Genomic DNA, 17,378 nt, shown 5'->3' with positions numbered 1-17,378 from the left:
AACCCCGTGCTGCTACCGTTCACTCGCTGCGGTGCAAGGGGCCAGGCCACATGCTACGCAACACACCGTCACGGCGCACCCACGCATGCATCAAAGCGGCCCCCACATGCACCAGCACCGTGGCGAACAGCAGGTAGCCGGCCCAGCCATGGGCCTGGCGCAGCACGGCATATAGCTGCAGGTTGTGGGGGGCGATGGCGGGCAAGCCGAGCGGGCGCGGGTAATCGCCTGCCGACAGCATGGCCCAGCCCAGCAGCGGCATGGCCAGCATCAGGCCATAGAGCAGCAGATGCGAGGCTCCGGCGGCCCAGCGCTGCAGTTTTGGCAGGTCGTTCGGCAGGGGCGGGTGAGGTAGGGTCAGGCGCACAGCAATGCGCAGTACCACCAGCACCAGCAGGGCCAGCCCGGTGGCCTTGTGCAGGCTGATCAGCACCGGGTGGCGTAGCGACAGGTCGGCGACCATGCTTACGCCGATGAACAGCATGGCCAGAATCAGCACGGCCATCAGCCAGTGCAACACGCGGGCGAAAGGGTGGAAGGCTTGAGGTTTCATGGCTTGGCTCCGGTGCTGAGCGATTCGCGGCTACGGCGGTTGAACGATTCGGAATAGGCGGCCGAGCGGGCGGCGAGGATCGGGTCGGCTGACGCCTCTATGCCGCGGGGCAGGATCAGCGGGTCGAAGTTGAGATCGCGGCAGGCCCCTTGCTCGGGGGCGTCTACCTGTTCCAGTACCAGAGTGCCAGCGTCCACGCTGCGCCGCTCGGCGGGCCACGGCCGGGCAGGGTCGTCCACGGCATCGCCAGGTTCGGCCAGTACCAGGCGCAGCGTCCAGCGCAACGGGCCTTGGGCAAGGCGCTGCTGCAAGTCGTGTTGCAGGAATTGCTTGTCATCAACCTGCGCGGGTAATGCCGCAAATGCAGTTTGTGGCTCGAGCTGCCAACGCACCGGGTGGGCCGCACCCGCTGCGTCGATCAGGCGGAAGGCATTGATACTGTGGTACTGCGTGTTGGCGAAGCTGTCGCTGGGTTTGTAACCCGCCGCCCATTGGCGAAACGCCGTGCTTTCCGGGTGAGCGGCGAAGAACGCCTGCAGCTTGCCAGGGTCCGGTTTGCCGGTTGCCGGGTCTGGTGCGCTCGCCAGTACTTGCTGGTAGAACCCTTGCGGCGTGCTGACTGCCAGCACCGGAGGGTTGTTCATGCCGGTCCGCCAGACCTGGCCATCGTCGGTGCTTAGCTCAATCGCCAGGCTGCGTACGGGTATACCCGTATCCGGGGCGAACGGGTTGGCGCCGCCGATGGCAAAACGGCCCACCACCGGCACCCGTTGCTGGCTGAAGGCGCGCGCCGTGGACAGGTTGGCGGCCTGCCCGCTGGCCTGGAAGTAGCCGCTCACGCACAAGCCCTTGGCGTGGTTCTTGCGGTAGCCGGGGTAATGCCCGGCTTGGGCTTCGAAGGTGTCGATGATGCGCTGTGGCGTCAGTCGGGGTTCGCCGAGCCAGCCAGCGGCATAGGCAAAGCCGGCACCTGCGGCCAACAGCACGCCGCCAATGGCGGCCAGGCGCAAGGCTTTGGCCGAGCCGTGCAAGGGTGTGTTCATGATCATCGTCCGGTTCAGTGAAGGTGCCAGTACGACGTGTCAGAGAAAAAGTTATTCCCTCATTGGGAATAGAATGTGTTCACAGGCGTCTGCCCTTTACACTGACAACCCCAGAGGCCGGGACCTAGCCATGCATGATTTGGACGACCACCAGTGGCGCGAGCTGCTGGCCCGCCTGCGCCGCTTTGCCGTGTGGCTGACCCGCGAGCCGGGCAGCGCCGACGACCTGGTGCAGGCCACGGTCGAGCGGGCCCTGAGCCGTCGCGACCAGCAGCGGGACGCTGATGCCCTGCGTGCCTGGCTGTTCACCATCCTTTATCGACAGTTCCTCGACGGTAAGCGCCGCGAGCGATTGCATGCGCGCTGGTTGTCCTGGTTCGGCCGTAACGAGCACGACGATGAGCCGGTCGGTGACAACCTCGAAACCATCGTCCTGGCACAGGCCGACCTGCAGGCGTTTGCCCGGCTGACGGCGGAGCAGCGTGCCTTGTTGTTGCTGGTCAGCATCGAAGGCTTGAGTTACAAGGAGGCCGCCCAGGCCTTGGGCATCCCCATCGGCACTGTGATGTCGCGCCTGTCGCGCGCGCGCAATGCCTTGCGCGAACTGACCGAGGGCAACCCCCAGCCCCCGGCCTTGCGGAGACTGAAATGAAGCGCCTGATCCCCAGCGATGACGAATTGCACGCTTACGTCGATGAGCGCCTGGAACCTGTGCGCCGGGCCGAAGTGCAGGCCTGGCTGGCGGCCAACCCGCAAGCTGCGGCACGGGTGGAAGGCTGGCGCGCCGATGCCCGGCGGCTGCGCACAGCGCTGGCCGGATTGGGCGAGCTGCCCGGTGCGGCGCAGCTGGACCTTGGCCAGTTGCGTCGGCAATTGCGCCAGCGTCGGCAGCGGCGTTGGGCGGCGGCGGCGGTGGTGATGCTGGCGTTGGGTGTGGGGGGTTTGGGCGGCTGGCAAGTGCGCGATGCAACCTTGGCGCGGGTCGACCTGCCCATGGCTGATGCTGTTCAGGCGCACCGTTTGTTCGCCAGCAGTGAAGCACTGGATATCCAGGCCAGTGATCCTGGGCGGTTGCGCGACTGGCTAGGCCGCCATTTCAGCCGGGTGGGCCAGTTACCGGACCTGGCGGGGTATGGCTTCAAACCGGTGGGCGCCCGCTTGCTCAGCAACGAGCAGGGGCCGGCTGCATTACTGGTATTCGAAGATGGCAAGGGCCAGCGCATCAGCCTGTTCCTGCGCTCGCCGGGCGACCTTTATCGGCGCATGCCGGACGGGCAGCGGGTCGATGGCCAGCTGGAGGCGCGGTACTGGTCGCATGGGGCTTATAACTTTGCCTTGGTCAGCGCGGCGGACGATGTGCGTGGGGCGGGGGTGGGGGAGGCGTTGAGGTTGGGGTTGTGAGTGTGGGCCCAAGGTGTGCACCTTGGGCCCGTCACCCGAATCAGCTCAACTCCAGCCAGATCGGCGCATGGTCCGACGGCTTTTCCATCCCGCGCAGCTCATAGTCCACGCCCGCTGCCTTGATGCGCGGCACCAGCGGCTGCGAGGCCATGATCAGGTCGATGCGCAGGCCGCGCTTGGGCTCGTCCTCGAAGCCGCGGCTTCGGTAGTCGAACCAGCTGAAACGGTCGGTCACCTCCGGGTACAGGTGGCGGAAGCTGTCTACCAACCCCCAGCCTTTCAAACGTTCCATCCACTCACGCTCCTCCGGCAGGAAGCTGCACTTGCCGGTCTTCAGCCAGCGTTTGGCGTTGTCCGGGCCAATGCCGATATCACAGTCTTGCGGCGAGATGTTCATGTCGCCCATCACCAGCACTGGCTGGTCGTTGCGGAACTGGCTTTCCAGCAGTGCCTGCAGGTCGCTGTAGAAGCGCTGCTTGGCCGGGAACTTGGTGGGGTGGTCGCGGCTTTCGCCTTGGGGGAAATAGCCGTTCATGATGGTGATCGGGCTGCCGTTGGCATCGGCAAAGGTACCCCAGATGAAGCGGCGCTGGGCATCCTCTTCGTCGGTGGCAAAGCCCTTGTGCAGGCTCAGCGGCGGCTGGCGCGACAGCAGGGCCACGCCGTAGTGGCCTTTCTGGCCATGGTAGTGCACGTGGTAACCCAGTGCCTGCACGTCGGCCAGCGGGAACTGATCGTCGCTGACCTTGGTTTCCTGCAGGCCGATCACGTCCGGCTGGTGCTTTTCGATCAGCGCCGCCAGCTGATGCGGGCGGGCCCGCAGGCCGTTGATGTTGAAACAGACGATCTTCATGGAAAGACAATCCCGGTAAAAGGCGCGATGCTAGCCGACATCGACCTGCATCACCAGCATGGCGGCCAGGCGAGCCTGCTGCTAACGTGCTGTTGGGGGTGAACGAAGCACGCTGGGGCACCTCCAAGGCACTGAACGCCCATTCCAGGAGGTCTGCCCGCAATGCCCGAAACCACAGCCGCCCCGGCCCGTGTCTGCCTGCTCGACGATGGTTACAGCCGCGAGGCACGTTCGCTGCTGTACAACGCCTACCGCCACGAGCCCACCTTCGCCTACATCTTCGAAGCCCAGCGCCCGGGGTATGAGCGGCGCCTGCGGGTGATGGTGCGCGAATGGGTGCGCCAGCACTTCTACCTGCAACTGCCCGCCATCGGCCTGCTGGTCGAGGACCGCCTGATTGCCCTGGCCCTGATCGTGCCGCCGCAGCGCCGGCTGGGCGTGGCCGACAGCTGGGCCTGGCGCCTGCGCATGATGCTGGGTACCGGCCTGCGCTGTACGCGGCGCTACATGGACTACCAGGCTGCATTGGCCAGCTGTCTGCCCACTGACCAGGTGCATGTGTTGCCTTTGCTGGGGGTGCACCCGCAGTTTCAGGGCAAGCACTACGGCGAGCAATTGTTACAAGCTGTGCACGACTGGTGCGCGGAAGACCCAGGCACCCAAGGGGTGGTGCTGGACACCGGTAACGAGCACTACCTGGCTTTTTACCAGCGTCAGGGTTATGAGGAAATTGGTGAAGTAGCTGTAGGACCAATCCGAGAGAGGGTGTTCTTTCATCCTAATCCAGTCTCTTCAAAACCCGCTTTTGCCTGAACAGGCCGCCGGGCGGCTCCCTTGAGCGCCTGGCTCTGGTAGCATGCGCCGCATGACGTATTCAGGAAGATTGACCTGGGGCCTGGTATTCTGGGTCGCCAGTTTCGCAGCATGGGGCCAGAGCGAGTTGTTGGTGAAGGTGAAACCGGCCAACAAGGCGCTCAAGGCCAATGTCGAAGGCTATATAGGCACATTGGGTGACCGCGACGAAGAAGCACTTTTACGCTTCAGTCGCGGGGCAGAGGAGCAGGCGCGCAAAGCGGCGCAGGCACTTGGCTACTATCAAACGCAGATCGATACCGAGGTCAAGCCTGCCAGCGACGCCGACCATCCCCCGCAACTGCTCATCAGCATCAACCCGGGCGAACCGATTCGCCTGCGCAACGTGACCGTGCGCATCGAGGGCCCTGCCAGCGAGATGAAGGCCTTCCGCGTGCCTAACAGCAAGGCCCTGCGTGCGGGTGAACAACTCAATCACGGCCATTACGAGGATGCCAAGCGGTTGATCCAGAACCAGGCGTCGCGCTATGGCTTCTTCAGTGGACGCTTCAGTAGCCAGCGCCTGGCCGTTGACCCACAAGCGGGTGTGGCGGATATCGAACTGGTCTACCAGAGTGGCCCGCGTTATCGCCTGGGCGCCGTCACCTTCGGTGGCGACGCGCCGCTGGACGAGGACCTGCTGCAGCGCATGGTTTCGTTCAAACCGGGCACCCCTTACGACTCGGAACTGATCGCGGAACTGAACAACGACCTGCAATCGAGCGGCTATTTCGAAGGCGTGCGTGTGGATGCGGCACCCACTGCTGCTGTGGGCGAAGAAGTCCCGGTGGATGTTCACCTGGAAACCCGTAAACCACGCACCATGGGTCTTGGCCTGGGCTTCTCGACCGACGTCGGGCCACGCGGCAAGGCCAACTGGACCCGCCACTGGGTCAACCCGCAAGGTCACAGCTATGGCTGGGAAACCGAACTGTCGGCACCGCGCCAGAACGTCGGCCTGTGGTACGACATTCCGCTCGATCCGCCGCTGACCGACAAGCTGCGCTTTGCCGGTGGCTACCAGAACGAGGAGCTTGCCGGCACCGACACGCTCAGCAAGCTGTTGACGGTCGGCCCCGAGTGGCACAGCAAGCTGCCCAGTGGCTGGCAGCGGGTGATTTCGCTCAAGTACCAACGCGAAGAATATCGCCTGGGTGATGACTCCGGATTGAGTAACCTGTTGATGCCTGGCATCAGCTATTCCTTCCTGCGCAGTGACAACCGCATCGATCCGCACAATGGCTATCGCCTGCAGTTCGATGTTCAAGGTGCCAAGGAAGGGCTGGTTTCCGACACCAACCTGCTGCATGGCAACGTATTGCTCAAAGGCCTGACCACGCTCGGCCACAACCATCGCTTTCTCGGGCGTGTACAGTTTGGTGGTAGTGCGACCAATGGCTTCAAGAACAACATTCCGCCGTCGCTGCGTTTCTTCGCAGGTGGCGACCAGAGTGTGCGCGGTTACGACTACCAGACCCTGTCGCCGAAGAACAGCGACGGTGACCGTATTGGCGGGCGCTACCTGGTGGCAGGCAGTGTCGAGTACCAGTATTCGCTGACCGAAAAATGGCGGGTCGCGACGTTCGTCGACCAAGGCAACTCGTTCAATGACCTGGAGCTGCCCAGCCTCAAGACCGGTGTCGGCTTTGGTGTGCGCTGGGTATCGCCGGTCGGGCCGCTGCGCCTGGACCTGGCCAAGGCGCTGGATGACGAAGGGGGCATTCGCCTGCACTTTTCCATGGGGCCCGAGCTGTGAAACGCGTAATCAAATTTACTTCACTGGGCCTGCTGGGGGGCGTCGCGAGCATGGGCCTGGTGCTCGGCTTGCTGCTGGGTACCCAGGCCGGCAGCCGCTGGGCACTGGGCAAGGTGCCGGGGCTTGAAGTGGCCGACTTCCAGGGTCGCCTGGCGGGCAGTTGGCAGGCCAGCCGGCTGACCTGGGCCGACGGCGGCAGCACGGTAGAGATGCAGGCGCCGTCGCTGGCCTGGTCGCCTGCTTGCTTGCTGCGCGCTACCTTGTGCATTGACCGGTTGCAGGCAGACCGCATTGACATGGCCTTTGCGCCAAGCACCGAACCGACCGAGAGCGCCCCGCTGCAATTGCCGACCCTGCGCTTGCCGCTGGCCATCGAACTGGGTGAGGTCAAGGTCGGGCAGCTGCGCCTGGATGGCAGCGACCTGCTTGGCGATTTGCAATTGGCTGCGCACTGGACCAACAGCGGGATACGCATCGACAGCCTGCGGCTGCTGCGCGACGACCTGCAACTGAGCCTGCAGGGTGACCTGCAACCCGAAGGCGACTGGCCGGTAACACTACAGGCGCAATTACAGTTGCCTGCGGTAGACGAAAAACCCTGGCAACTGGCATTGACGGCCAAAGGCCAATTGCAGAAGACGCTGGAGCTCGCCGGCACCAGCAGTGGTTACCTCGATGCCACATTGAGCGGGCAGTTGCAGGCATTGGCCGAGCACCTGCCGGCGACCTTGCACATCCGCTCCGAGGCGTTTAAGCCGGCTGGTGCGTTGCCTGACACCCTGCAATTGAACGCGCTCGAGCTCGATGCCAAGGGCGATCTGCTCGATGGCTATCAACTGTCTGGCAGGGCCAGCCTGCCGGCCGAGCAGTCACCGATCGCCTTGCTTCTGTCCGGCCTGGTTGACAGTAAAGGCGCCAGGCTCGATGCCCTGGACCTGACCGCCAGCGACAGCCAACGGGTCAAGCTGCAAGCCACGGCTGACTGGCAGCAAGGCCTGAGCGCCGATGCGCAGCTGGACTGGCAGGACTTCCCGTGGTTGCGTCTGTACCCTCTGGAGACACCGCCCGAGGTCACCCTCAAGCGCTTCAATACCCAGGTGCATTATCGTGATGGCAATTACCAGGGGACTTTCACGGGGGACCTGGACGGCCCGGCAGGAGCGTTCAGCCTGGCCAGCCCGTTCGAAGGTGACCTCACCCAGGTGAAACTGCCGCAGTTGGCGCTGACCGCCGGCCAGGGCAAGGCAGCCGGCAGTGTCGCCGTCCGTTTTGCCGACACCCTGGCCTGGGATGTCGACCTGCAGCTCTCCGCGCTCGACCCGGCCTATTGGCTGGCCGAGCTGCCCGGTACCCTGGCGGGGCCACTGCGCAGCAAAGGCGAACTGAAAGGCGATGCACTTACCCTCGATGCCCAGCTTGACCTCAAAGGCCGCCTGCGTGGCCAGCCAGCCATGCTCAAGGCCGAGGCCCAAGGGGCAGGGCAAAGCTGGACCCTGGGCGCACTGGCTATCCAGCTGGGTGACAACCGCATCAACGGCAGTGGCAGCGTGCAACAGCGCCTGGCGGGGCAAGTCGACCTTGACTTGCCCCGCCTGGGCCAGTTGTGGCCAAGGCTGCAAGGCGGGGTCAAGGGCCGGCTGGATGTCGCCGGCACCTTGCAGGCCCCGCAAGGTACGCTCACCCTGCAGGGCCAGCGCTTGGCCCAGGGCGAAAACCGCCTGCAGCAGTTGGACCTGGATGCCCGCCTGGACAACGCCCAACGCGGTGTAGTCGGGCTCAAGGCAACCGGTATCCACCTGGGTGATACCGCCTTGGGCACGTTGCAGGCCAACGGCAAATGCGACATACGCCAACAGGCCTTGACCCTCGCGCTGGATGGCCCGCAGCTCAAGCTCGACCTTGGCCTGGATGGCCAGTTGAACAAAGGTGACTGGCGCGGACGCCTGGCCACTGGCCGCATCCAGGCCGGTGGCCAGGACTGGCAGTTGCAGGCGCCCGCACGCCTGCAGCGGCTGGCCAGCGGCCAGCTTGACTTCGGGGCCCACTGCTGGCGCTCCGGCCAGGCAAGCCTGTGTGGCGACGACCAGCGGCTGGCCCCCGAACCGCGCCTGCGCTACCACCTCAAGCAGTTCCCGCTGGGCAGCCTGGCCCAGTGGCTGCCGAAGGACTTTGCCTGGCAAGGCCTGCTCAATGCCGATATCAACCTGGACATCCCGGCCAGCGGCCCCAAGGGCACTGTCGTTGTCGATGCCAGTGGTGGCACCTTGCGCGTGCGCGACAAAGGCCGTTGGGTCGATTTCCCTTACCAGGCCCTGCGCCTGGACAGCACGCTGGCACCGCGGCGCATCGATACGCGCCTGGCGTTTCGCGGTGAGCGCCTGGGTGAGCTGAACGTCAACGCCCGGCTCGATCCGCTGGGCAAGAACAAACCGTTGTCGGGTGATTTCCGACTGGCCGGGCTGGACCTGTCGGTGGCCCGCCCATTCGTGCCCATGGTCGAACGCCTGGCCGGGCAGCTCAATGGCAGTGGTCGGCTTTCAGGCACCTTGCTGGCACCTCAGGTCAACGGCAACCTGATGCTCAGCGGTGGCGAAGTCAGTGGCGCCGAGCTGCCGGCCAGCCTTCAGGACCTGTCATTGCAGGCGCTGATTGCCGGCGAGCAAGTGCAGCTCAACGGTAACTGGCGCAGTGGCGAGGCGGGACGTGGCCAGTTGAGCGGCAACCTCACCTGGGGGCAGGCGCTGGGCATGGACGTGCGTCTGCAAGGCCAGCAACTGCCGGTCGCGGTCGAGCCCTACGCCACACTGGAAGTTGCCCCGGACCTGACCTTGCGTCTGATCGATGACAAGCTGGCGGTGACCGGCAAGGTGCAGGTGCCCAAGGGTAAGATCACAGTACGAGAGCTGCCGCCGTCCACGGTCAAGGTGTCGGATGACACGGTAATCGTCGGTCACCAGACCGAGGAAGGCAAACCACCCATGGCAATGGCCATGGACATCGATGTCGAAGTCGGCCGCGACAAGCTGTCGTTCAGCGGCTTCGGGCTGACTGCCAACCTGCTGGGTCATGTGCACATCGGCGATAACCTCGATACCCGTGGCGAACTGAGCCTGGCAGACGGCCGCTACCGTGCCTACGGCCAGCGCCTCACCATACGCCGGGCGCGTCTGCTGTTCGCCGGCCCGATTGACCAGCCATACCTGGACATCGAAGCGATCCGCAAGGTTGACGATGTGATAGCCGGCATCCGCCTGAGCGGCAGCGCCGAGCAGCCGACGACCAAAGTGTTCTCGGAGCCGGCCATGAGCCAGGAGCAGGCGCTTTCGTACCTGGTATTGGGGCGGCCATTGGGCAATACCGGCGAAGATAACAACATGCTCGCCGAGGCGGCCCTGGGCCTGGGCCTTGCCGGGAGCGCCGGCATAACCGGCAGCCTGGCGTCGAGCCTGGGGATCGACGACTTTCAGCTGGATACCGAAGGTTCTGGCAACAGCACCAGCGTGGTCGCCAGCGGTAACCTTACCGAGAAACTCAGCCTTCGTTACGGGGTGGGCGTGTTCGAACCGGCCAACACGATCGCGTTGCGTTACAAGCTGAGCAAGAAGGTTTACCTCGAGGCCGCCAGTGGGCTGGCAAGCTCTCTGGACATCTTCTACAAGCGCGACTTCTAGGCCCGCAGCGTGGCGGCCATCAACGGACGGTGGCCGCCTCGATGAACTCGTTGGTGTCGGGTGAGGGCGGTGGAGTGGTGGCGCGTACCGGGACGATCAGGTTGGTGTATTCCTCGATCAACCGGTTCAGGGCCTCTGGCGGTTCGCTCGCCTGAAACTGCATGCGGATCTGCACTTCGTCGGGGTCGCGGTTTTCGCCCTGGCGGCCTTGGCCACCAATGGTGACCTTGAAGCTCGCGGCCTTGCTCTCGCTCGCGGTCAGCAGTGCCTGCTGCGCCTCGGTGCCTTTGACCCTTACCGACAGGTCGACCTGCATGCGCTCAAGGGCCAGGCCTTTCGGTGACACCAGCGCAAACAGGGGGACGCGCATGATGTGCTGCCCATCCATGGCCACCTCGACCATCTTGGCTTTCATGGGGGCGCCCAGCGCTTGGGTGTCGCACTCGAAAAACTGGTCGAACAGGTTGATGTACTGCTGGGCAATCAGGCTGTTGGTGGCACTGGCGGCTTCTTGCAGGCCGCGGGTAATTTCACGCAGGTCAATGGAGGTCATGGGGGCGGGGGGCTTTTGCAACGATTCGACTCCTCAGGCCAGGGTGTGCCCCTCCCGCTACCGGCAGGAGGGGCTATGGGTCAAGCGCTAGCGTTTTACGGGGTCGGTAGGTTTGCAGGCGCGGCCCGTTTCAAGGTGTCCGCCTGGGATATTTCGTCCGGGCTTTCCAGTGCGGCGGTTCGGACAATGGTTGGCTTGGTTGCGGCGTCAGTGAGGAACTCGATTACCCTCATCATCGCTTCGGGCGGTTCCTGACGCTTCAGGGTCGTGTTGAAGGCATAGCGGGCACGGGTGTCTGTTTTACGGGTTTGCGTGGATTTGTGGCTCACGCTGCCTTTCACGTTAAGCCTGAACGGCCCCCATCCCAGTGAGCCGGTAGCTTCTGCACTCATGTCCTTGTTGGAAACATCTTCCGACATCTGGTTGATAACCAGCTCGAACTCTACATTACCCTCTTCGATGGAAATGTTCGGGTGGGTAATGGCCGCCATCAGCGGCACTTTCATGGTCTTGCTGACCACCCCTTTGTATTCGCCCTGTTCGTCGACGATGGTTTCGTCGTAGTCGAACTGGATGGCTACTGCCTTGCCATCCTGGACACATACCTGCATCAGGAAGTCGGCGTAGGATTTGCTGGCGGTGACCTGCGCCTGGACCATGGCCTGCAAGGGACCGGCGATCATGCGGTCCATCGGCAGGGCATTGATCACGGAGCCTATAAGGCTGTTATCTAACGACATATCGGGAAGCTCGCTCTATCTAGTGGGGTAAGGCCGCCGCGAATAGCAGCCAAGGTGTCCGGGCGTCAGCGCGTGCAAAGCTCCTGGCGCCGGATGTTGCCGATCTGTCGCAGGCTCAGGCCGTACTTGTTGGCCAGCAGGCTGCGGGACAAACCGTTGGCGCTTTCTTTCTGGATCTGCTGGTTGCGCAGCTGACGCAGAAAGTGGTCAGCCTTGGGGATCTCCAGGGCGACCCCGGCAAAGCGCTTGATCAGTGCGTCGAGCGCTTCGGCCGGCAGCACGTCAGCGAGCTTGGTGCGCTCGCGGTGCTTGGGGATGTACTTGGGCCTGCCGCCGTAGGCGCAGGTCAGTTGGTAGGCGTTTTCGATGCCGATACAGTCGATCAGTGCCTGCAGCGAGTGGGGCAGTTGGCTGATATCGATCTGGCTCAAATCTGGCATTTGCATATGGCGCTCCTTCGGGGTAGATGGGATGTGCGACCCGATCACCCGCGGCGTTATGTCGAAGGTGTGAGCAAATTCTGTGCGACAGCCGAGGCGCGTCGCTAGGCGGCATATGGGTTGGGGGTTGTAGCTTCGGTGAACAGGATTTGCAGGCAGCGATATCTGGCGCTGTAGGAAATGGCGTCGACATCTGGCTGTGCTTCCTGGTTTCCTGTCGGGTCGCTCGCGATGATGCGGAGCGGGTGCGGCACCCCTCAATCGCACGGGTAGCTGCTCAGCAAGCTGGCGCTACCCAGATAGGCTTGAGGGGTGGCGCGCATGCCCGGCGGCAACGTGCGCCAATCGACCAGCAGGCACAGCGCGTGCAACGGCTGGCCGTTGCGCTGGCCGATGACCTGGTCGGCAAAGTGGCGGCGGTACAGTGCCTGGGTCTGATTCAGAGGCTGTGCCTGGTCGGCCTGCGCCAGCGTTTGTCGGGCCAGGTCGGGCAAGCGGGCTGTGGGCACGCTGAAATGTACCGGTGCAGTTTCGGTCTGCAGGTAACCGGCCTGGCGTACGCGTTGCCACAGTTGTTGCCATTGGCTGGCACCGGCATGGGTGGCCAACTCGCGGCCCAGTTCGAGCAGGTGTTCGGCCGGCGTCTGCTGGGTGTCCAGTGCATGAAGCGAGAGCGGGGTCAGTAACAGCGATGCGAACAACAGGGGTTTGTACATGGTGCCTCCGGCGTGGGTGCTAGGAAGCCCCATGCTTTCAGGCTGACGTCACCCCACCCAGCAGGAAATCCAGCGCCGGGGGCGGTGACCGTTGTATCATTGCCGCGGCTCGTTGCGAGCCATTTGCCCCTGATGTTGCAAGGAACATTCGATGACACACGTGCAGCGCCTCAAATATTCACTTCTGATCATCCTGGTGGTACTGGGCCTGATGCTGGGCCTGTCCCACCTGCAGAAGCAGGGCACGATCAGTGAGCAGACCTTCCAGATGCTGGCCATCGCCATTGCCGTGGTGGTCGTGGTGATCAACGGCATTCTGCGGCGCAAGGTCAAGCCCTGATCTGCGCGGGCCGGCCAGGTATGGCCGGCCATGCGCTCAGCGCGAGGGTGTTTGCTCCAGTACGGCGCGCGCCTGGGGGTTGAGCCTGTAGCACTTGTCGCTACCCAGTTGTATGACGCCTTCGGTACACAGGCGCTTGAGCACTTCACGCACACTGAGGAACGACAGCGGAATATCCAGCTGTTCCAGTTGTGCGTGCACCCCGCGTACGCCAATACTGCGGCCATTGCGGTCGGCGGCGTGCAAGGCATCGATAACCTTGAGGCGGATCAGGCTGGTGCGCAGGCCGAAGGTGCGCAACAGCTCGCGGATCTGTTCGTTGCCGATTCGTTCTTCAGCAAATACGTCCTGTTCCTTGGACGCTTTGCCTGGCGCGCGCCCGGCCTGGATCGAGGTTTGCGGGTTGTACATGCGAATGCTCCTTTTCGTGGACGAACCCGAAATGTGGGTGGCTCACTTACTAGGACGAATGAGAACGCAAAAACTGCAACCCATTCGTGAAAAAAATGCCTGTTTCTCATCAAGACGTTCCATCGCCTTGTAATACGTAAAATATTCATCTGGCCATTCGTCTGATCGGGATGACCCCCGAATCCGAGGAGTGCCCGTGTTTCCACTTTGCCGTCCCATGACTTGCGCCGGCCTGGCCGCTGCCCTGGTGGCCTTCAGCGTCGGTGTGCAGGCGCAGCCCGCGCCAGCCGACGCCAGTGCCCAGATCCGCTATACCCGATACGGCGTACCGCATATCGTGGCCAAGGATGAGCGTGGCCTGGGCTATGGCGTCGGCTATGCCTACGCCCAGGACAACCTATGCCTGCTCGCCAATGAAGTGCTGACCGTGAGCGGTGAGCGCTCACGCTATTTCGGCGCCAAGGGCAAGACCCTGGAGCAGCGTGACAACCTGACCAGCGACCTGTTCTTCACCTGGCTCAATAGCCCAGCGGCGGTCGATGCCTTCCTGCAGGCGCAACCCGCGTCGGTGCAGGCTTTGCTGGCGGGTTATGCCAGCGGCTACAACCGGGCGTTGGTCGAACGCCGTCGTCAAGGGCTGCCCGCCGAGTGTGGCGATGGTGAGTGGGTGCGGCCCATCAGCAGCCAGGATCTGGTCAAACTGACCCGCCGTTTACTGGCCGAGGGCGGTGTCGGGCAGTTCGTTGAGGCGTTGGCAGGGGCGCAACCGCCAACGCTGGCCCGTCAGCAATCATCCGCGGGCTTTGCCAGCGCGTTGGCCCGGCAGGAGCGGTTCGCCGCGGAGCGCGGCAGCAATGCGGTGGCAGTAGGCGCGCAGCGCTCAGCCAATGGCCGCGGCCTGTTGCTGGCCAACCCGCACTTCCCGTGGATGGGCGGCATGCGCTTCTACCAGATGCAACTGACCATTCCCGGTCAGCTCGATGTGATGGGCGCGGCGCTACCGGGCCTTCCGGTGGTCAACATCGGTTTCAACCAGCACCTGGCGTGGACGCACACCGTCGACACCTCCAAGCACTTCACGCTCTACCGCCTGCAACTCGACCCCAAAGACCCGACCCGCTATGTGCTCGATGGCAAGTCGCTGCCGATGGCCCGGCAAACCATCCGTGTGGCGGTCAAGGGCACGGATGGCAGCCTGAGCCAGGTTGAGCGGCCGGTCTACAGTTCGCAGTTCGGCCCGGTGGTGCAATGGCCAGGCCGCCTGGACTGGGATGCGCAGGCGGCCTACAGCGTGCGAGACGCCAACCTTGAGAACTCGCGGGTGTTGCAGCAGTGGTACCAGATCAACCGAGCCGACAGCCTGGCGGCATTGAAGGGATCGGTCGAGCAGTTGCAAGGTATCCCTTGGGTCAACACGCTGGCCGTGGACGAGGGAGGGCGGGCCTTGTACCTGAACCAGTCGGTAGTGCCCTATGTTGACCAGCAACTGCTGGATACCTGCAGCAACCCGCAGGCACAAGGGCGCCTGGTGGTGCTGGATGGCTCGCGTAGCGCCTGCCAGTGGAAGATTGACGCGCAGGCGGCGCAACCGGGCATCTTCCCGGCGCGGCTGCTGCCAAGCCTGGAGCGTGAAGACTTCGTTCAGAACTCCAACGACCCGGCCTGGATGGCCAACCCGGCGCAGCCGCTGACCGGCTACTCTCCACTGGTCAGCCGTAATGATCAGCCGCTGGGCATGCGTGGCCGCTTTGCCTTGCAGCGCCTGCAGGGCAAAGCCCGTTTAGGTGTAGATGAACTGCAGCGCATGGTCACCGATGACGAGGTGTACCTGGCCAGCCTGGTGTTGCCAGACCTGCTGCAATGGTGCAAGGGTGCCAGCGCAGATGTGCAGGCCGTGTGCAGCAGCCTGACCGCCTGGAACGGCAAGGCCGACCTCGACAGTGGTATGGGCCTGGTGCACTTCCAGAACCTGTTCAATGCACTGGCCGAGCACCCGGAAAGTTGGCGAGTGGCATTCAACCCGGCCGACCCGCAGCACACCCCGCGCGGCCTGGCTGTCGAGCAGGCGGCGGTGAGCAGGTTGGTACATCAGGCAGCACTGGCGTCGCTCAAGCAGGTCAGTGAAAGTGGCGTGGCCGGGGAAGCGCGCTGGGGGCAGGTGCAACAGGCCCTTGATGGTACGCCGGTACCAGGCGGCCCGCAGGCGCTAGGGGTGTACAACGCGATCTACAGCGTGCCGCACGGGCAGGGCAAGCGGCTGGTGGTGAGTGGCACCAGCTACCTGCAACTGGTCAGCTTTACCGACAAGGGGCCAGAAGCCCGTGGCCTGCTTGCGTTTTCCCAGTCGAGTGAAAAGTCTTCGGCGCATGCCAGTGACCAGACCAAGGCATTTGCGGCCAAGCAACTGGCGGTGATTCCGTTTACCGAGGCGCAGATCAAGGCAGACCCTGAGTACCGGGAAGTGGTGATCAGTGAGCGGGACAAGGGGGCGGTAGTCAGCCAGCCCTGAGGCGTCAGCCTGCGCCGGCCCATTCGCGGGTAAACCCGCTCCTACAGGGGCCTGCGGGCTTGCCCGCGAGACCCTGTAATGTCAGGAAAACTCGAACGGCGCCAACTGAAAGCCCTGCTCGTCAACCTGCAAGGCCCAACCGCGGCGGTCCCAGTCGCCCAGTACGATACGCCGTGCCGGTTGGCCATCGACCACCAGCTTGTGAATCGCTGGCCGATGGGTATGGCCATGCACCAAGGTGCGCACGCCATGCGCCGCCATTACCTTGGGGACTTCCTCTGGCGTGACGTCGACGATTTCGGTGGACTTCATCCGCACTTGCGTGCGGCTTTCGCTGCGCAGCTTGCGTGCCAGCTTGTAGCGGGCCGACAGCGGCAGGTGGCGCAGGATCCACAAGCTCAGCGGATTGCGCAGCAGGCGGCGCATCTTCATGTAGCCCAGGTCGCGGGTGCACAGGGTGTCGCCATGCATCAGCAGCACCTGTTCACCGCCCAGCTCGATCACGCTGGGGTCGCGCAACAAGGTGCAACCAGCGGCATCGCAGAAGGCCTGGCCAATCAGGAAGTCACGGTTGCCATGCATCAGGTAGATGGCCGTGCCACTGTCGCTGAGCCGGCGCATGGCCTGGCAGATCGACTGCTGGAAGGGCGTCATGGCATCGTCGCCAATCCACGCTTCGAAGAAGTCACCAAGGATGTACAGGGCCTTGGCGTGGCGGGCGCGGCCGTCTAGCAGATCAAGAAACGCCCGGGAAATATCCGGGCGTTCTTCTTGCAGGTGCAGATCAGAGATCAGCAGAATCACTCAATGATCTCGGCTTTCTCGATGATCACGTCGTCCTTCGGTACGTCCTGGTGGCCAGCTTTGGAACCGGTGGCCACTTTTTCGATGGCGTCGACCACTTCACGGCCTTCGATCACTTCACCGAATACGGCATAACCCCAGCCTTGCACGTTCTTGCCGCTGTGGTTGAGGAAGTCGTTGTCGGAGGCGTTGATGAAGAACTGCGCCGAGGCGGAGTGCGGCTCCATGGTACGGGCCATGGCAATGCTGTACTTCTTGTTCTTCAGGCCGTTGTCGGCTTCGTTCTGGATGCTGGCGCGGGTTTTCTTCTGGCTCATGCCGGCCTCGAAGCCGCCGCCCTGGATCATGAAGCCTTTGATCACACGGTGGAACACGGTGCCATTGTAGTGGCCGTCCTTGACATACTGAACGAAGTTTTCGGTAGTCAGTGGCGCTTTCTCGGCGTCCAGTTGCAGGACGATGTCGCCGTGGTTGGTGGTCAGTTTGACTTTGGACATGCTGAAACTCGCTCTTTCAAGGCAATCAGAAATTAGGGTGCGCAGGGCGCCGGTTATCACCTGACGTATGTTCAGGCGATGACGACACATGGCGCGCACTGGCCATTTTGCCAGGCTGCGGCAAAAAGCCGTGATAAATCACATCAGTTTGTCCGGGCGCGGCTGTCAGCAGCTTGACTGCTTCGGCTATGATAGGCCCTTTGATTCAATCGGCCTACCCAGGCTGGACACACGCATTC

Annotated in this window: 17 protein-coding genes; 7 read left to right on the top strand and 10 right to left on the bottom strand. The window is 63.4% G+C overall.

The genetic code is table 11. The annotated features are described in order from the left end of the window. Positions 1-19: 19 nt before the first annotated feature. On the bottom strand, positions 20-553 hold the full coding sequence (locus LMH93_RS15410) for a cytochrome b (RefSeq protein WP_003248038.1): 534 nt from the start codon (positions 551-553) through the stop codon (positions 20-22). Further along, entirely contained in the window at positions 550-1,602 is a 1,053-nt protein-coding gene (locus tag LMH93_RS15405) for a catalase family peroxidase (RefSeq protein ID WP_070095893.1), read from the bottom strand. Before LMH93_RS15405 ends, LMH93_RS15410 begins: the two co-directional genes overlap by 4 nt. 124 nt (positions 1,603-1,726) lie before the next feature. On the opposite strand from LMH93_RS15405, the gene LMH93_RS15400 reads away from it, so the two are divergent. Both LMH93_RS15400 and LMH93_RS15395 read left to right on the top strand, forming a co-directional pair. Then, positions 1,727-2,248, top strand: a complete 522-nt coding sequence (locus LMH93_RS15400; RefSeq protein ID WP_004577197.1) for a sigma-70 family RNA polymerase sigma factor — start codon at positions 1,727-1,729, stop codon at positions 2,246-2,248. Next, on the top strand, positions 2,245-2,997 hold the full coding sequence (locus tag LMH93_RS15395) for an anti-sigma factor family protein (protein ID WP_003248043.1): 753 nt from the start codon (positions 2,245-2,247) through the stop codon (positions 2,995-2,997). Before LMH93_RS15400 ends, LMH93_RS15395 begins: the two co-directional genes overlap by 4 nt. A gap of 40 nt (positions 2,998-3,037) precedes the next feature. Here the strand turns inward: LMH93_RS15395 and xthA are convergent, their stop codons facing one another. Beyond that, positions 3,038-3,850: an exodeoxyribonuclease III gene (xthA, locus tag LMH93_RS15390; protein WP_003248046.1), complete on the bottom strand. Its 813-nt coding sequence runs from the start codon at positions 3,848-3,850 to the stop codon at positions 3,038-3,040. Between the two features lie 162 nt (positions 3,851-4,012). On the opposite strand from xthA, the gene LMH93_RS15385 reads away from it, so the two are divergent. From LMH93_RS15385 to LMH93_RS15375, 3 genes are read left to right on the top strand one after another with little or no spacing between them, the layout of a single operon-like run. Beyond that, on the top strand, positions 4,013-4,663 hold the full coding sequence (locus LMH93_RS15385) for a GNAT family N-acetyltransferase (RefSeq protein ID WP_004576713.1): 651 nt from the start codon (positions 4,013-4,015) through the stop codon (positions 4,661-4,663). 52 nt (positions 4,664-4,715) lie between these two features. Continuing rightward, positions 4,716-6,458: an autotransporter assembly complex protein TamA gene (locus LMH93_RS15380; protein WP_230065366.1), complete on the top strand. Its 1,743-nt coding sequence runs from the start codon at positions 4,716-4,718 to the stop codon at positions 6,456-6,458. Then, complete coding sequence (locus LMH93_RS15375; RefSeq protein WP_230064336.1) at positions 6,455-10,129, top strand: translocation/assembly module TamB domain-containing protein; 3,675 nt, start codon at positions 6,455-6,457, stop codon at positions 10,127-10,129. Before LMH93_RS15380 ends, LMH93_RS15375 begins: the two co-directional genes overlap by 4 nt. 19 nt (positions 10,130-10,148) lie before the next feature. Here LMH93_RS15375 and LMH93_RS15370 read toward each other — a convergent pair whose 3' ends face one another. The 4 genes from LMH93_RS15370 to LMH93_RS15355 all read right to left on the bottom strand — a co-directional run bounded on the left by LMH93_RS15370 (position 10,149) and on the right by LMH93_RS15355 (position 12,578). Next, positions 10,149-10,703, bottom strand: a complete 555-nt coding sequence (locus LMH93_RS15370; protein ID WP_003248053.1) for a DUF2589 domain-containing protein — start codon at positions 10,701-10,703, stop codon at positions 10,149-10,151. Positions 10,704-10,777: 74 nt separating this feature from the next. Then, on the bottom strand, positions 10,778-11,422 hold the full coding sequence (locus tag LMH93_RS15365; RefSeq protein WP_012052541.1) for a DUF2589 domain-containing protein: 645 nt from the start codon (positions 11,420-11,422) through the stop codon (positions 10,778-10,780). 65 nt (positions 11,423-11,487) lie between these two features. Further along, entirely contained in the window at positions 11,488-11,868 is a 381-nt protein-coding gene (locus LMH93_RS15360) for a Mor transcription activator family protein (protein WP_003248057.1), read from the bottom strand. A gap of 251 nt (positions 11,869-12,119) precedes the next feature. Beyond that, positions 12,120-12,578 (bottom strand): hypothetical protein, encoded by a 459-nt coding sequence (locus tag LMH93_RS15355; RefSeq protein WP_230064335.1) that lies wholly within the window; start codon positions 12,576-12,578, stop codon positions 12,120-12,122. 151 nt (positions 12,579-12,729) lie between these two features. Here LMH93_RS15355 and LMH93_RS15350 point away from each other — a divergent pair, with 151 nt between their 5' ends. Then, complete coding sequence (locus tag LMH93_RS15350) at positions 12,730-12,918, top strand: hypothetical protein (RefSeq protein WP_003248064.1); 189 nt, start codon at positions 12,730-12,732, stop codon at positions 12,916-12,918. 36 nt (positions 12,919-12,954) lie between these two features. On the opposite strand, the gene LMH93_RS15345 is transcribed toward LMH93_RS15350, so the two are convergent. Continuing rightward, on the bottom strand, positions 12,955-13,329 hold the full coding sequence (locus LMH93_RS15345; RefSeq protein WP_003248065.1) for a hypothetical protein: 375 nt from the start codon (positions 13,327-13,329) through the stop codon (positions 12,955-12,957). A 196-nt stretch (positions 13,330-13,525) separates the two neighbouring features. On the opposite strand from LMH93_RS15345, the gene pvdQ reads away from it, so the two are divergent. Beyond that, positions 13,526-15,838 carry a bifunctional acylase PvdQ gene (gene pvdQ / locus LMH93_RS15340; protein ID WP_279914092.1) on the top strand — a complete coding sequence of 771 codons (2,313 nt, stop codon included), beginning with the start codon at positions 13,526-13,528 and terminating at the stop codon, positions 15,836-15,838. 81 nt (positions 15,839-15,919) lie between these two features. On the opposite strand, the gene LMH93_RS15335 is transcribed toward pvdQ, so the two are convergent. Both LMH93_RS15335 and LMH93_RS15330 read right to left on the bottom strand, forming a co-directional pair. Next, positions 15,920-16,642, bottom strand: a complete 723-nt coding sequence (locus tag LMH93_RS15335) for a UDP-2,3-diacylglucosamine diphosphatase (protein ID WP_003248069.1) — start codon at positions 16,640-16,642, stop codon at positions 15,920-15,922. Continuing rightward, the gene (locus LMH93_RS15330; RefSeq protein WP_003248071.1) at positions 16,639-17,139 is read right to left on the bottom strand and encodes a peptidylprolyl isomerase; all 501 of its coding nucleotides are present in this window, start codon (positions 17,137-17,139) and stop codon (positions 16,639-16,641) included. The genes LMH93_RS15335 and LMH93_RS15330 overlap by 4 nt, the downstream gene beginning before the upstream one ends. Positions 17,140-17,378 lie beyond the last annotated feature (239 nt).

It is taken from the genome of Pseudomonas sp. CIP-10, assembly GCF_020911845.1.
Classification (GTDB): Bacteria; Pseudomonadota; Gammaproteobacteria; order Pseudomonadales; family Pseudomonadaceae; genus Aquipseudomonas; species Aquipseudomonas alloputida.
Note: the sequence above shows the minus strand (reverse complement) of the source record. Positions and strands in the feature narration are given on the sequence as shown.

What these genes read in the sequence shown, in the direction of transcription:
- LMH93_RS15330 (WP_003248071.1), bottom strand. Translation starts at nt 17,139, where the DNA reads ATGTCCAAAGTCAAACTGACCACCAACCACGGCGACATCGTCCTGCAA.
- LMH93_RS15405 (WP_070095893.1), bottom strand. Translation starts at nt 1,602, where the DNA reads ATGATCATGAACACACCCTTGCACGGCTCGGCCAAAGCCTTGCGCCTG.
- xthA (WP_003248046.1), bottom strand. Translation starts at nt 3,850, where the DNA reads ATGAAGATCGTCTGTTTCAACATCAACGGCCTGCGGGCCCGCCCGCAT.
- LMH93_RS15385 (WP_004576713.1), top strand. Translation starts at nt 4,013, where the DNA reads ATGCCCGAAACCACAGCCGCCCCGGCCCGTGTCTGCCTGCTCGACGAT.
- LMH93_RS15345 (WP_003248065.1), bottom strand. Translation starts at nt 13,329, where the DNA reads ATGTACAACCCGCAAACCTCGATCCAGGCCGGGCGCGCGCCAGGCAAA.
- LMH93_RS15360 (WP_003248057.1), bottom strand. Translation starts at nt 11,868, where the DNA reads ATGCAAATGCCAGATTTGAGCCAGATCGATATCAGCCAACTGCCCCAC.
- LMH93_RS15395 (WP_003248043.1), top strand. Translation starts at nt 2,245, where the DNA reads ATGAAGCGCCTGATCCCCAGCGATGACGAATTGCACGCTTACGTCGAT.
- LMH93_RS15350 (WP_003248064.1), top strand. Translation starts at nt 12,730, where the DNA reads ATGACACACGTGCAGCGCCTCAAATATTCACTTCTGATCATCCTGGTG.
- LMH93_RS15355 (WP_230064335.1), bottom strand. Translation starts at nt 12,578, where the DNA reads ATGTACAAACCCCTGTTGTTCGCATCGCTGTTACTGACCCCGCTCTCG.
- LMH93_RS15410 (WP_003248038.1), bottom strand. Translation starts at nt 553, where the DNA reads ATGAAACCTCAAGCCTTCCACCCTTTCGCCCGCGTGTTGCACTGGCTG.
- LMH93_RS15400 (WP_004577197.1), top strand. Translation starts at nt 1,727, where the DNA reads ATGCATGATTTGGACGACCACCAGTGGCGCGAGCTGCTGGCCCGCCTG.
- LMH93_RS15380 (WP_230065366.1), top strand. Translation starts at nt 4,716, where the DNA reads ATGACGTATTCAGGAAGATTGACCTGGGGCCTGGTATTCTGGGTCGCC.
- LMH93_RS15365 (WP_012052541.1), bottom strand. Translation starts at nt 11,422, where the DNA reads ATGTCGTTAGATAACAGCCTTATAGGCTCCGTGATCAATGCCCTGCCG.